This is a genomic window from Paeniglutamicibacter sulfureus (genome assembly GCF_039535115.1).
GTDB lineage: Bacteria > Actinomycetota > Actinomycetes > Actinomycetales > Micrococcaceae > Paeniglutamicibacter > Paeniglutamicibacter sulfureus.
Genome location: NZ_BAAAWO010000001.1, coordinates 3,083,566 through 3,096,341, shown reverse-complemented (window position 1 = coordinate 3,096,341; position 12,776 = coordinate 3,083,566). Strand labels below are relative to the sequence as shown.

General features: G+C 62.3%; 13 protein-coding genes and 1 riboswitch. Of the genes, 8 read left to right on the top strand and 5 right to left on the bottom strand.

Annotated elements, in window-relative coordinates:
• Positions 1-2: 2 nt before the first annotated feature.
• Genes ABD687_RS14145 through pknB form a run of 5 tightly spaced genes read left to right on the top strand, consistent with a single transcriptional unit; the run spans position 3 to position 7,996 of the window.
• Positions 3-1,424 (top strand): PP2C family protein-serine/threonine phosphatase, encoded by a 1,422-nt coding sequence (locus tag ABD687_RS14145; RefSeq protein ID WP_264271027.1) that lies wholly within the window; start codon positions 3-5, stop codon positions 1,422-1,424.
• Positions 1,421-2,827 (top strand): FtsW/RodA/SpoVE family cell cycle protein, encoded by a 1,407-nt coding sequence (locus ABD687_RS14140; protein WP_264271028.1) that lies wholly within the window; start codon positions 1,421-1,423, stop codon positions 2,825-2,827. Before ABD687_RS14145 ends, ABD687_RS14140 begins: the two co-directional genes overlap by 4 nt.
• Entirely contained in the window at positions 2,824-4,266 is a 1,443-nt protein-coding gene (locus ABD687_RS14135; RefSeq protein ID WP_302263306.1) for a peptidoglycan D,D-transpeptidase FtsI family protein, read from the top strand. Before ABD687_RS14140 ends, ABD687_RS14135 begins: the two co-directional genes overlap by 4 nt.
• Positions 4,263-5,987: a protein kinase domain-containing protein gene (locus tag ABD687_RS14130; protein WP_302263307.1), complete on the top strand. Its 1,725-nt coding sequence runs from the start codon at positions 4,263-4,265 to the stop codon at positions 5,985-5,987. Before ABD687_RS14135 ends, ABD687_RS14130 begins: the two co-directional genes overlap by 4 nt.
• A gap of 17 nt (positions 5,988-6,004) precedes the next feature.
• The gene (pknB, locus tag ABD687_RS14125) at positions 6,005-7,996 is read left to right on the top strand and encodes a Stk1 family PASTA domain-containing Ser/Thr kinase (protein ID WP_310290185.1); all 1,992 of its coding nucleotides are present in this window, start codon (positions 6,005-6,007) and stop codon (positions 7,994-7,996) included.
• 98 nt (positions 7,997-8,094) lie between these two features.
• Here pknB and ABD687_RS14120 read toward each other — a convergent pair whose 3' ends face one another.
• Genes ABD687_RS14120 through ABD687_RS14110 form a run of 3 tightly spaced genes read right to left on the bottom strand, consistent with a single transcriptional unit; the run spans position 8,095 to position 9,682 of the window.
• Positions 8,095-8,745, bottom strand: coding sequence for an anthranilate synthase component II (locus tag ABD687_RS14120; protein ID WP_302263309.1), 651 nt, complete (start codon positions 8,743-8,745; stop codon positions 8,095-8,097).
• Complete coding sequence (locus ABD687_RS14115; protein WP_310290187.1) at positions 8,742-8,909, bottom strand: hypothetical protein; 168 nt, start codon at positions 8,907-8,909, stop codon at positions 8,742-8,744. The genes ABD687_RS14120 and ABD687_RS14115 overlap by 4 nt, the downstream gene beginning before the upstream one ends.
• A gap of 11 nt (positions 8,910-8,920) precedes the next feature.
• A complete protein-coding gene (locus tag ABD687_RS14110) occupies positions 8,921-9,682 on the bottom strand; it encodes a class E sortase (protein WP_264271034.1) in 762 nt (253 codons plus the stop codon).
• Positions 9,683-9,864: 182 nt separating this feature from the next.
• Here ABD687_RS14110 and ABD687_RS14105 point away from each other — a divergent pair, with 182 nt between their 5' ends.
• On the top strand, positions 9,865-10,116 hold the full coding sequence (locus ABD687_RS14105) for a cell division protein CrgA (protein ID WP_264271035.1): 252 nt from the start codon (positions 9,865-9,867) through the stop codon (positions 10,114-10,116).
• Here the strand turns inward: ABD687_RS14105 and ABD687_RS14100 are convergent.
• Positions 10,113-10,427, bottom strand: coding sequence for a DMT family transporter (locus tag ABD687_RS14100; protein WP_302263377.1), 315 nt, complete (start codon positions 10,425-10,427; stop codon positions 10,113-10,115). The genes ABD687_RS14105 and ABD687_RS14100 overlap by 4 nt on opposite strands.
• A gap of 22 nt (positions 10,428-10,449) precedes the next feature.
• Positions 10,450-10,511, bottom strand: a riboswitch (guanidine-III (ykkC-III) riboswitch).
• Positions 10,512-10,583: 72 nt separating this feature from the next.
• On the opposite strand from ABD687_RS14100, the gene ABD687_RS14095 reads away from it, so the two are divergent.
• Positions 10,584-11,093, top strand: coding sequence for a DUF3817 domain-containing protein (locus tag ABD687_RS14095; protein ID WP_302263312.1), 510 nt, complete (start codon positions 10,584-10,586; stop codon positions 11,091-11,093).
• A gap of 50 nt (positions 11,094-11,143) precedes the next feature.
• On the opposite strand, the gene ABD687_RS14090 is transcribed toward ABD687_RS14095, so the two are convergent.
• Positions 11,144-12,052 (bottom strand): ArgP/LysG family DNA-binding transcriptional regulator, encoded by a 909-nt coding sequence (locus ABD687_RS14090; RefSeq protein WP_302263313.1) that lies wholly within the window; start codon positions 12,050-12,052, stop codon positions 11,144-11,146.
• A 75-nt stretch (positions 12,053-12,127) separates the two neighbouring features.
• On the opposite strand from ABD687_RS14090, the gene ABD687_RS14085 reads away from it, so the two are divergent.
• Positions 12,128-12,742 carry a LysE/ArgO family amino acid transporter gene (locus ABD687_RS14085; RefSeq protein ID WP_264271057.1) on the top strand — a complete coding sequence of 205 codons (615 nt, stop codon included), beginning with the start codon at positions 12,128-12,130 and terminating at the stop codon, positions 12,740-12,742.
• Positions 12,743-12,776 lie beyond the last annotated feature (34 nt).

Here is a 12,776-nt window from a genome sequence, read left to right as displayed (position 1 = left end):
ACATGGCGTTGATGCTGAAATTTGCGGCGCGAAGCGATGTTGGCAAGGTGCGGTCCAAGAATGACGACTCCGCCTATGTGGGACGCTATCTGGCCGTGGTTGCCGACGGCATGGGCGGACACGTGGGCGGCGATGTCGCCAGTGCATCCACCGTCCTGGACCTCGTCCACCTGGATGTCCCCGACACCCCCGATGCCGAAACGGTGCTGCCCGATGAAATCCAGGCTGCAAATCTGGTCCTGAACGAACTCGTGAACGCCAACCCCAAGCTGTCGGGAATGGGCACCACGGTCACTGCCATGCTACTGACCGGCGACGTACTGCAATTCGCGCACATCGGCGACTCGCGGGCATACCGCCTGAAGAACGGCGTCTTCGAGCAGATCAGCCACGACCATACGTTCGTCCAGCGCCTGGTCGACGAGGGCCGCCTGCGACCCGAGGAAGCCGAACTGCACCCCCACAAGAACGTGCTGCTTCGGGTCCTGGGCGATTCGGACGCCAGTCCGGAACTCGATGTCAGCCAGTACCCGGTCGAGGCCGGGGAGCGCTGGATGCTGTGCTCGGACGGCCTGAACGCCGTCGTGCCCGATTCCATCACCGAACGCATCATGCGCGGCACCGCTTCCCTCGACGAAACCGTCGAGGATCTCGTTGAAACCACGCTTGCCCACGGGTCGCCAGACAACGTGACCATCGTGGTCTTCGAGGTCGTCGAGGACAGCGGCGCCGAAGAGCCAGTGCCCGCCACGGACATTGCCCCGGCCGACGATCCGGCCCCGGACACCGGGCAGCTGAACATCGCTGCCGAGGGCGACCTGGAAGCCAGTGCGGCACTGATCCGCCACGAAATGGCCAAGCGCCCCCACCTCTTGGTTGGCGCGGCCGAGCTCGCCACACAAACCGGCAAGATTCCCGTCGTCACTCAGCGCTCTGGCGAAAAACGTGCAGCGGCGATCCTCACACACAAGACTCCGGCCGGCCAGGCGTCCGCCGAACAAGAGGATTTCGCGGCGCTGGACCGCAGACCCCGGCGCTGGCTTGTGCCCACGTTCCTGGCACTCATGGCCTTGATCCTGGCCGCGGTATGCGTCTGGGGGTACCTGTGGACGCAGACCCAGTATTTCGTGGGCAACCAGGATGGGCGCGTGGCAATCTTCAAGGGCGTTTCACAGGACCTGGGTCCACTGAAACTCTCGCATGTTGACACTGTCACCGAGATTCCCCTTGATTCCCTTCCCGAGTACACGCAACAGCGCATTGATTCGGCACTCCCGGCACGGGACCTGGCACATGCCCAGACAATTGTCGGGGAGCTGCTGGTGACGGCCAAGCAACGCTGCCCGGTGGTCGTTCCGGAAAACCCGGGTGAGGCCGGCACCCTTCCGATCCTGCCCCCTTACTGTCAGGAGATCAGACCGTGAGCGAGCTGGAAACCGCGCCCGTCCCCCGGCGCAACATGGAATTGCTGCTGCTGCTGCTGGCCCTCGGTGTAGCCATGGGTGCCTACTATATGGTGGGCATCAACAGTGATGCCGGGCTTAGCCAGGAATTCATCTCACAGGGCCTGGTCCTCGCCGGGCTTGCCATGGTTTTCCACGTGTTCCTGCGCATCTGGGCAAAATATGCCGATCCGGTAATACTTCCTGTGACTGTTGCCCTCAATGGCATTGGCCTGGCCATGATCCACCGGATCGACCTGGCCCGCAACGATGACCAGGCATTCCGCCAGATCCTCTGGACCGGGGTGGCGATGGCCGTGGCCTGTGTGACCTTATGGGCCATCCGCGACCACCGGGTGCTGCGTCGCTTCACCTACATCGCCCTGGCGGTCTCAGTCCTGTTGTTGCTGCTGCCCTTGATCCCGGGGGTCGGCGTGGTGCTTAACGGCGCCCGGATCTGGGTGCATTTCTTCGGCCTGTCCTTCCAGCCCGGCGAACTGGCCAAGATCACGCTGGCCATATTCTTCGCCGGTTATTTGTCCTCGAACCGGGAACTGATCCTTCTGGCGGGCCGAAAAATCGGTCCACTGCAGCTGCCCCGGTCTCGGGACCTCGGCCCCATGGTCGTGGCGTGGCTGGTAAGCATCGGGGTGTTGGTCGTCCAGCGCGACCTCGGCTCCTCCATACTCTTCTTCGGTCTTTTCATGGTGATGATCTACGTCGCCACCGCCCGCGTGAGCTGGATCGTCATCGGAACAATGATGTTGGTCGGCGGCGGAACATTTGCCTACCTGACCATGAGTCACGTGACCCGGCGCATCGATGGCTGGCTCAACGCCTTCGATCCCGACATCTACCACGCCAGCGGCGGCAGCCGGCAGATCGTCGAGGGCCTCTTTGGGCTCGCGAACGGGGGACTGATGGGCACCGGCCTGGGCAACGGCACCCCGTATATGGTTCCCCTGGCCAACAGCGACATGATCGTCGCCTCGCTGGGCGAAGAACTTGGGCTCATCGGCCTGACCGCCATCGTCCTGCTCTACCTGATCCTGGTGAGCCGCGGCATGCGTGCTGCCCTCGGATCGCGAGACACCTTCGGCAAGCTGCTGGCCACGGGGCTTTCCTTCACCATTGGGTTGCAGTGCTTCGTGGTCATTGGCGGAGTCACGCGCCTGATCCCGCTCACGGGGCTCACCACGCCGTTCATGGCCGCCGGCGGCTCGTCCCTGCTCTCGAACTGGATCATTGTCGCTTTGCTGTTGTTGATTTCGCATAATTCCCGCCGCCCCATGCTTTCCGGGGTCTCGGCCACGGCAGAGGTGGCCACCAAGGCGCCGCGTCGTTCCCCGGGCCTGCTCTGGCCGCGAAAGGAGTCCCAGCGATGAACCAAGCCATCCGCAACACCTGGATCGCCGTCATGCTGCTGTTCGTGCTGTGCCTCGGCGCGCTGAGCTACGTCCAGTTCCTGGCATCGGAGGACCTCAACGACAATGCGCTGAACAAGCGCCAGCTCTTCAGTGAATTCGACCTTCCGCGCGGCGCCATCCTGGTTGACGGCAAGCCCATTGCCGAGTCCGAACCCTCCGAAGGGCAGTTCAAATACCAGCGCGTCTACACCGATCCGGAACTTTATTCCCACCTGACCGGCTTCTATTCGCTGGCCAATGGTTCAACGCAACTCGAATCGGTGATGAACGAGGAATTGACCGGCCAAAGCCAGGACCAGTTCTTTGACCGCATGATCAACCTCTTCTCGGGCAAGGCAACCGAGGGCGCCTCGGTCGAGCTCACCATCGACGGAGAGCTGCAGGAGTTCGTCTACGACCTGATCCCCGACGGAACCCTCGGAACCATCATTGTGTCGGAGCCCAAGACCGGGAACATTCTGGCCATGGCGTCCAAGCCCAGTTATGACACCAACAAGCTGGCGGTGCACAGCTCCGGCCAGGCCGCCGCGAACATGAAGGAACTTCTGACGGTTCCGGGCCTGAGCCCGTACCGCAACCCGGCCATTGGGAACCTCACGGCCCCGGGATCCACCTTCAAGATCTTCGACATGGTCGCGGCCCTTGAATCGGGGGAGTACAAGGCAGACACGGTCCTGAAAAACCCCTCGAGCGTGACCCTCCCAGGAACAAGAACGCCCTTGAACAACTTCTTCGGCGGCAATTGCGCGGCGATTCCGGAGGCGACTTTCGCCGACATCGTGGCGCAAAGTTGCAACACCCCGTTCGTCGGCATCAGCGAGAAACTGGGCAGGGAGCCATTTGAGGATGTCACCGAGCGCTTTGGTTTCGGCCAACAGCTGGAGATCCCCATGCGCGTGGTACCCAGCGTTTTCCCTGCCGAGTTGAACCCGGCGCAACTTGGCCAGTCGGTCATCGGCGAATTCGATGTGAAGGCCACGGCACTGCAAATGAACATGGCTGCCATGGGCATTGCAAACGACGGGGTGATCATGCAGCCGAACCTGGTCAAGCAGGTCATCGCCCCGGACCTGCGGGTGCTGGCGGAAAACGAGCCCAAGGAATTCAGCACCGCGACCAGCAAGGAGATCGCCGACCAGGTGACCGACATGATGCGCGGCCCCGTCAAGAAGGGCACCGCTGTCCGGGCGCAGGTACCGGGTCTGGATATTGCCGCGAAGACCGGCACCTCGGTGCTCAAGGACAACAAGGTGAACTCCTGGATCACCGGGTTCGCCCCGGCGGACGACCCCCAGGTCGCCGTGACGATTGTGTTTGAAAAGATTGATTTCAAGACTGGTTCCTCGTTGACCAGTCCCAACCTGAAGAAGATTCTAGAGGCGGTGTTCAACCAGTGAGGCCAATTTCCGGTATCACCCTGGGCGGTCGATACAAGTTGACCGACCGTATTGCCATTGGTGGCATGGGTGAGGTGTGGAGGGCCAGGGATCAGGTCCTTGGCCGCCTGGTGGCGATCAAGATCCTGAAGGAGGAATACACCGGCGATCCCGGCTTCCTCCAGCGTTTCCGGGTCGAGGCCCGTCACACCGCCCTGCTGAACCACAATGGCATAGCCAGCGTTTTTGACTACGGCGAGGAAGAGGGATCCGCCTACCTGGTCATGGAACTGGTGCCCGGACAGCCGCTGTCCACCATCATCGAGCGCGAACGGGTGCTCTCGCCCGACCGCACCCTGTCGATCATTTCGCAGACAGCCAAGGCACTTGCCGCTGCACACGTGCAAGGCCTGGTGCACCGCGACGTCAAGCCCGGAAACCTGTTGATGCTTCCCGACGGCCGCGTGAAGATCACCGACTTCGGCATTGCCCGCATCGCCGACCAGGTTCCGCTCACGGCAACCGGGCAGGTCATGGGAACGGCCCAGTATCTTGCCCCGGAACAGGCCACGGGCCAGCAGGCCACCGGCAGCTCGGACATCTACGCGCTGGGAGTGATCGGCTACGAGCTTTTGGCCGGGCGTCGCCCGTTCACCGGCGAGTCCCAGATCGCGATCGCCTTGGCCCAGGTCAATGACACGCCGCCGCCGTTGCCGGAGAACATCCCTGTGCCGGTCCGTTCGCTGGTGATGTCGATGCTTGCCAAGGACCCGGCAGACCGGCCGGCCGATGCAGATTCGCTGGCCGTGGCCGCAGACGCCATCCGCGCCGGCAACCCGGAGACGGCAACACTTGCCGTGCCCGGAATGCTGCTCTTTTCGGGATCGGATGCCGCCACCCAGGCCATCAACCACGCCCCGGTGACCCGCGGGAACGAAACCGTTGCTCTGCCCCCTGTCGACCCGACAGTGGCGGCCCCCGCCCCCATCACCAACGCCCTGCCGCAGGTCCCTGTAGAGGGATCTGGAAGCCGTGATGCCGATTCCTTCATCGGCGCCTCGCAGCAATGGGAAGAGGAATCCGCCGGCAACTACGATCAGGACCTTGCTGACCGTCGGACCCCGGAAAAGAAGAACCGCAACCCCTGGACCATTCCGTTGATTGCGTTGATCGTCCTGGTTCTCCTTGCTGTCCTCGGTGCCTGGTTGCTGCCCCTGCTGACCGGCTCCAACGATCCGGAAACCAGCCAGAGTCCCAGCACCAGCATCACTGCCGAATCAAGCACAACCAGCAGCGAGGCGACCTCGGAGACACCTTCCGAGACCCCGTCGCCTACGCCTACCCCCACGCCGACGCGTTCGACTCCACCCCCGGTCACCACCGTGGCCGTGCCCAACCTCTTCAGCATGGATGGCGAACAGGCGGCGGCGGCCTTGCGTGAATTGGGCTTGACGCCGAACGAAGGCGAAGCCCAGGAAAGCAACTTGGTGGCCGGCACCGTGATCGACCAGAGCCCACGCGTTGGAGTGAAGGTCGAGCCTGGCACAACCATCACCTACATCCTGTCGCTTGGCCCCGCGGAGCCCACGCCCACCCCGACGCCTACTCCGTCAGAAACCCCCAGCGAAACTCAGACAAGTCCTTCGGCGGACGTCGAGACCAGTGAAACCTCCACCTCGTCGCCGGCCGCAGAGGCCAGCCGCACCGCCTCTTCCCCGGGCCTGCCCGGGGCAACCAACTAGATGATGGTGTTATAACAGTGACCGAGGAACGAATTCTCAACGGCCGCTATGTCGTAAGGGAGCTCATTGGACGCGGCGGCATGGCCGACGTTCACCTGGGTGTTGACCAGATCTTGGGGCGCAAGGTCGCCATCAAGCTGCTCCGGGCCGAAATGGCGCGCGATCCCATGGTCCAGGCGCGCTTTCGGCGCGAAGCCAAGGCCGTGGCAGGCCTGAATCACCCCAACATCGTTTCCGTCTTCGACACTGGAGAGGAAAAGCAGGAATTTTCCGGTTCAACCGTTGAACTGCCCTTCATCGTGATGGAGTACGTCCGCGGACGCACCCTGCGGGACCTCATCAAGTCCGGGGAAATGACCACCGAGCTGGCCATCAAGTACGTCCTGGGCGTGCTCGAGGCTTTGTCGCACTCCCATTCCATGGGAATCGTGCACCGTGACATCAAGCCGGCAAACATCATGGTCACAGAACGGGACGACTTGAAGGTCATGGACTTCGGCATTGCCCGGGCCTTGGCAGATTCTTCCAGCACCATGACCCAGACACAGACCGTGGTGGGGACCGCCCAGTACCTGTCACCCGAGCAGGCCCGCGGGGAGGCCGTCGACGCCCGCACCGATTTGTATTCCACCGGTTGCCTGCTCTATGAAATGTTCACCGGACGGCCACCCTTCACGGGGGATTCGCCGGTCGCGGTTGCCTATCAGCACGTGGGCGAGTATGCCCCGGCCCCCAGCACGCTGGTGCAGGACCTGGACCCCATCTTTGACGCCGTGGTGCTCAAGGCCCTGGCCAAGGACCGTGAGGACCGTTACGCGGACGCCACGGGGTTTGCCGCGGCACTGAACAACGCCCGCCAAGGAATTGCGTTGGCCCCGGAGGAACTCACCGCACCCATGCCGCAGTCGCAGGCGAACGGGGGAAACCTGGCTTCCGTTGCGCCCTTTGCCGCACCAGCAGCGGCCTTCCCCCCGTCAAGCCCCGACAGCGCCGCGGCAATCTCGGTCAACCAGACCGGATACCTGGAACCGGTCGGTCGAGACGACCACTGGGAAACTCCGCCGATCTGGGAACAGAACCTGCAGCGCGAGCTCAATGAGCATCGTGCCAGGTCCAAGCGCAACTGGACCGTGGCGATTTCGCTGGTCCTGGTCCTGGCCCTGGCGGTTTCCGGACTGTTCTTCTTCAACTGGATGCGCGCGGAGGCCGAACGCAACGCACCTGTCGCAATCCCCGCGCTGGGGGAAATGACACAAGAGAAGGCGGAAGCAACCCTCACGCAGCTGCAGCTGGTGCCGAAGGTCGAACCGGTCTTCGACGACAAGATCGATTCCGGCCTGGTCGTGGAGTCCGATCCGGCCGCTTCCAGGGAAGTCCGCAAGGGCACCACGGTGCGGCTGATGGTCTCGAAGGGGCCGGAGGCCCGCGTCCTGCCCGAGAGCCTGGCGGGACAATCCGAGGCAGGTGCCCGCCAGGTATTACAGGACCTGGGATACGAGATCGGCATGGTTTCCCGTGTCAACCATCCCTCGATACCCTCCGACTGGCTGGTGAACACGGAGCCGAAGCTGGGCAAGAAGGTCAAGGTCGGCACCAAAATCGATTTGGTCACGTCCACGGGCATGGTCAACGTTCCACAGCTCATTAATCTCACGGTTCCCGAGGCCACCAAGCTGCTTGAGGATCCCGACATCGGGCTGGGAATCACGACCACCGAGGAAGCCACCGCGGCGGCTGAACCGGGCACGATCATCGACCAGCTCCCCACCAGCGGATCGCCCACTCCGCAGGGTGGCACCGTGAGCGTCGTGGTTGCCGTGAAACCCGAGGAACCAACCCCGAGCGACCCCGCCACGAAATCTCCCAGCACCCCGGGGGAATCCACCGGCTCCACGCCGACCCCCACGCCAACGGAAACCTCCAGCAAGGGCAAAGGCAACGGAAACGGCAAGGGGCAGGGCCAGGACCAGGGACTTCCGCTCCCGGTACTCCCGGTGCCAAGCCCCTAGCCCGCCGGAGATCACCGCAAGGTGGATGAATCGACAAAGGGTGCCGTGTTGCCGAAGATTTCTCTTCGGCAACACGGCACCCTTTTTGTTGAGGTGTCTTAAACGCCGGCTTCGCGGATCAGCGGACTCAGCGTTGATGCGTGCTGCGCGGCGCCGGTCAGGCCGAGAGATTCCAGCCAGTTCCCCAGCATTTGGTAGCCTCCCTCGGTGAGGACAGACTCTGGATGGAACTGCACACCCCAGAGGGGTGCGTTTCGGTGCGCCAGGCCCATGACGATGCCGTTTTCCGTCTCAGCGGTGATCGACAGGATATCGGGAATGCTGGCGCGCACTGCCGCCAGCGAATGGTAACGGGTGGCAGTGAACGGGCTGGGTATGTGGGCAAAGATCGGGTGCCCGGTGTGGACAACGGGAGATGTCTTGCCGTGCATGAGCTCCTGCGCGTGCGTGACCACACCGCCATAGGCCTCTGCCAGGGCCTGGTGTCCCAGGCAGACCCCGAGCATGGGCTTCATCTGCGCACCGCACCACTGGATCACCTCGATGCAGACGCCGGCTTCGGCAGGGGTGCCGGGGCCGGGGGAGACCAGGACTCCGTCTCGGGCCTCGGCCAACTCGATGACCTCCGCCACGGAGAGGTCGTCGTTCCGGATCACCGTGGTTTCCGCGCCAAGCTCTTGCAGGTAACCCACCAGGGTGTATACGAAACTGTCGTAGTTGTCGATCACCAGGATCTTGGGGGTGGTCACAGCAGCATCAGGCCAATCGTTGATTCGGTCCACGGACTGTACTGGCTCAGCCACGGGAAGACATATGTCATGAGCAATAATACGACGCCCACGATCAGCGCCGCCGCCAGGATGACGCGGAACCACAGCGGTCCGGGAAGTTTGGAGAAGATCCATGCATACATGTGTGGTGTTCCTAGTTTTCCATCGTCTTTTTCACCAGGTTGGCGATTTCCGGCGGGGGTCCTGCATCTGCCGGACGCCAGGACTCCAGTTCCGCATAGGCGATGATGCGCATCCGGGTGGTGAATGGCGGATGGCAACTGGTCAGCGTCAGCGTGGAGGCCGTCGGATCGACACCCGGCTGGTTAGGAACAGGCAGGAGCACCTCGCTCTGCGAGGGGTGAACGATCTCGGTGTCGCGCCACTCGTAGGTGTAGAACCCCTTGCGCGTCTGGAGATAGATCTTGTCTCCGTCCTGGAACTTGTCGATGTTCCAGAACACCTGGCCATGGGTCTGGCGGTGGGCGGCAACGGCAAAGTTTCCGGGCTCGCCCGGGGCCTGCGTCTGGGGATAGTGGCCGATGCCGACGGTGTTGAGCACATCCATTCCGACACCGTTGGTCACCGGCTGGGCGAAGTCCTTGCCGAATCTCGGGATGTAGAAGATCCCGAAGGTTTCCCCATCGGGGATCTCGGTGATCGGCGCGGGACCGAAATCTTTATCCGCAATTGCCGGCGCACTCAACGCGTCGGTCCCCCCGTCCGTCAGATCCTGGACGAATTCCGAGGTCAGCTGGGATTGCGTGCGACCGGCATCGATGTTGGTCCACCATAGTTCCCAACCGACGAAGAGCAACATAACGATTCCGAGCGTGATGAGGACTTCGCCAAATATCCCCATGAGTCGCTGGCCGGCCGTGGCTTTGGCCCGCGTCCGCAATGCGGATCGTGTCATGCGAACTTCCCTCACTGTCACTTGGAGCATCGGGAAACCCTGTGACGTCCAGTTTGAGCGGATAGTATTGGATGTAAGCGTGGCGGTGAGGAGAAAACCTCGCCGACACACAGTGACCAGCCTACCGTTCGGACACGTACTCGTTGGATCGTGTCGGCGCCCTGAAGACTCTAGGAGCAGCAATGCCTGAATCCAAGACACGTCGGAAAAACCGCAAGCCACATGACGGCGACCATTCCCAGACCTATGACAAGCCGTTGCCCAAGTGGTACAAACCGGTCATGTTCGGCCTGATGATCCTCGGGCTGGTCTGGATCATGGTCTACTACATTTCCCAGACCGTGCTTCCGATCCCCGACATCGGCGGCTGGAACATCGTGATCGGATTTGGCGTGGCCATGATTGGTTTCTTCATGACCACGGGGTGGCGCTAGCTCACGGCCTTCAGGCCGACGATGCAGCCAACCAACCCGATCATCAGCAGAACCTTGACCACGCTGAAGGTCTCACCGCCGAAGACCATGCCGTAGGCCACCGCAAGGCTGGCCCCGATTCCCACCCAGAATGCGTAGGCGGTTCCCGTGGGGATCTCCTTCATTGCCCAAGCCAGGCCGGCCATGCTGAGAAGGAGACCCACAGCGAAAACCACGGTGGGGACGAGCCTGGTGATTCCCTCCGAGGCTCCCAGGGCAACTGCCCAGACCGCCTCGAACAGACCTGAGATGATTAGTACTATCCACGATATGTCGTAAGCACCGATTCCTTTCGGTGGCCGTCTTGTCGCTGTCCGGGTACGGCTCCCTCGTACGGGGGCGCTGGTGCGCTCTGGACGGCCTAGCAATGTGCGTGGGCCCGAAAACGCACCGTTCAAACCAACTTCCAGAAAGGCATGCCAGTCCCCATGCTTCGCCCCGATCTCACCCCAGGTTCTACCTCCGTTGCCGCCGCGCCAAAATTATCACCCAAGCGCCTGTACGGATTACTGGCTGTCGCCGAAATGGTGACCTGGGCGTTGCTGATCATCTCCATGGTCATCAAGTATGGATTTGGGCCGGAAATCTACGTCCGCATTTTTGGAATGGTCCACGGCGTGGTTTTCATCGCCTACGGCCTGGTGACGCTCTTTGTCTGGGCCAATGAGCGCTGGAGTGTGGCCCGTGGCGTGCTGGGCTTGGTCTCGGCGGTCGTTCCCTTTGCCACTCTGCCATTCGAACGGGCAATGCTGCGCCGGGGGCTGCTCAGTGACACTTGGCGGCTGGCACCTGGCGGGGAAGCACCACAGGGGCCCATCGAGAAACTGCAGGCAACGGCACTACGCAGCCCCTGGCTGGCGGCAGCTGTTGGCCTAGTCGCGGTCGCTGCCATCACAGCAGCACTTCTGGTCATCGGTCCTCCCGGCGGGACAAGCTAGAGCCGTTCAGGATCCGAGGTGGACCACGGATCGCGTTCCTGCCGGAAAACTCAAAATTCCTGGCGCAGGCCGGCGGCCCCCGCAGCATCCAGCACCAGACCGGTGAGCAGATCCAGTGCCACGGAGGGAACCTTCCACCGCTGCCAGTAAAGAGCGACATCGCTTGTCCACGCCTCGTTGATGCATACCAGCGATCCGTCACGAGGATCCTGGACCTCAGGGATCATGCCCCAACCCAACGACGCGACCACGGCTGCCACGTACATCCTCGAGTCCGGCACGAAGTGCTCCGCAGGCGCTTCAGCGATCCGCTTGCCCACGACCTTTCTGAGCAGCGCCCGTTGCAAGTCATCGGTCCGATCAAAACTCACCATTGGCGCAAACGCGAGCTCGGCCCCTTGATCGACACCCGGGAGCCAGCGCTCCATGAAATCTGCACTGGCCATGGCTTGATAGCGCATGGTTCCCAGATACACCGAAGAGCATCCCTGCACGGGGTTGCTTTTCGTCGTCACCGCTCCCATGACCTGTCCCGATCGAAGCAAGGCGGTGGAATGGGACTCGTCATGGCGCAGGATCTCGCAGTCCATGACGTCCTGGACAGCCAGCCCTCCAAGAACCGGTGCGAACCAACCGGCCAGCGAATCGGCATTCACGGCAATGCTGAGTTCCGTTCGACGGCGTACACGGTCGGGCGTTGCGTCCAATCCGAGTGAGCGATGCGCCTCCGTGGACAGCATTTGGATCTCCCTAGCCAAACGAAGCAGCACGTCCCCACTGCCTGTGGTGCGAATCGGTCGCGAACGAATGAACAGCACGCTGCCTGCCCGTTTTTCCAGGGCTTTGAGACGCTGGCTGACGGCCGACGGGGTGATGTTCAGGTGTCCTGCCGCTCGCTCCAGGGTTCCGGCGTCGATCACGGCCTTGAACGTTTGTAGTTGCTCCGTGGAAAAGTCCATAGTTAGAAATCCTAATGGACCCTAAGAATCTTTAGCTCGACACGTCTTTGCTGGTTCGCCTAATCTCGGTTGGTGATCTTCATTCCCTTTATATCCGGTCTGGCCACTGGCCTCTCCTTGATAGTTGCCATTGGTGCCCAAAATGCGTTCATCCTGCGACAGGGGATCCGAAAGGAACATGTCGGCCTTGCCGTGTTGATTTGCCTCGTCTCGGATGCCGTCCTGATTTTTGCCGGGATCGCCGGACTGGGCGCCCTGCTGTCGATCGCCCCGTGGTTTATTGACGTGGCCCGGATCGGTGGAGCCACTTTCTTGCTCGTTTATTCCTTCTTCGCTGCCCGGCGGGCCCTCAGCCCGCGGGGGATGGACACAAGCGCATCGACGCCGCCAACCCCGCGGCGCACTGCCGTCCTGACGGCGCTGGCCTTGACTTGGCTCAACCCGCATGTCTACCTCGATACGGTCATTCTCCTCGGCTCGATAGCCGCAGCCCAAGGCGACCCTGGGCGCTGGGTCTTTGGCACGGGCGCGACGCTAGCCAGCATTCTCTGGTTCGTCGGCTTGGGTTTTGGGGCACGCTACTTGCGCGGGTTCTTTGCCAGTCCCCGATCCTGGCGCATCCTAGATGCCGTCATCGCGACGCTCATGGCAGTACTGGCCATTTCGCTGCTGTTCCCGCTCATTGGCTGAGAACGGGTTGGAGCCCCGCCGCGCATCGTAGTTA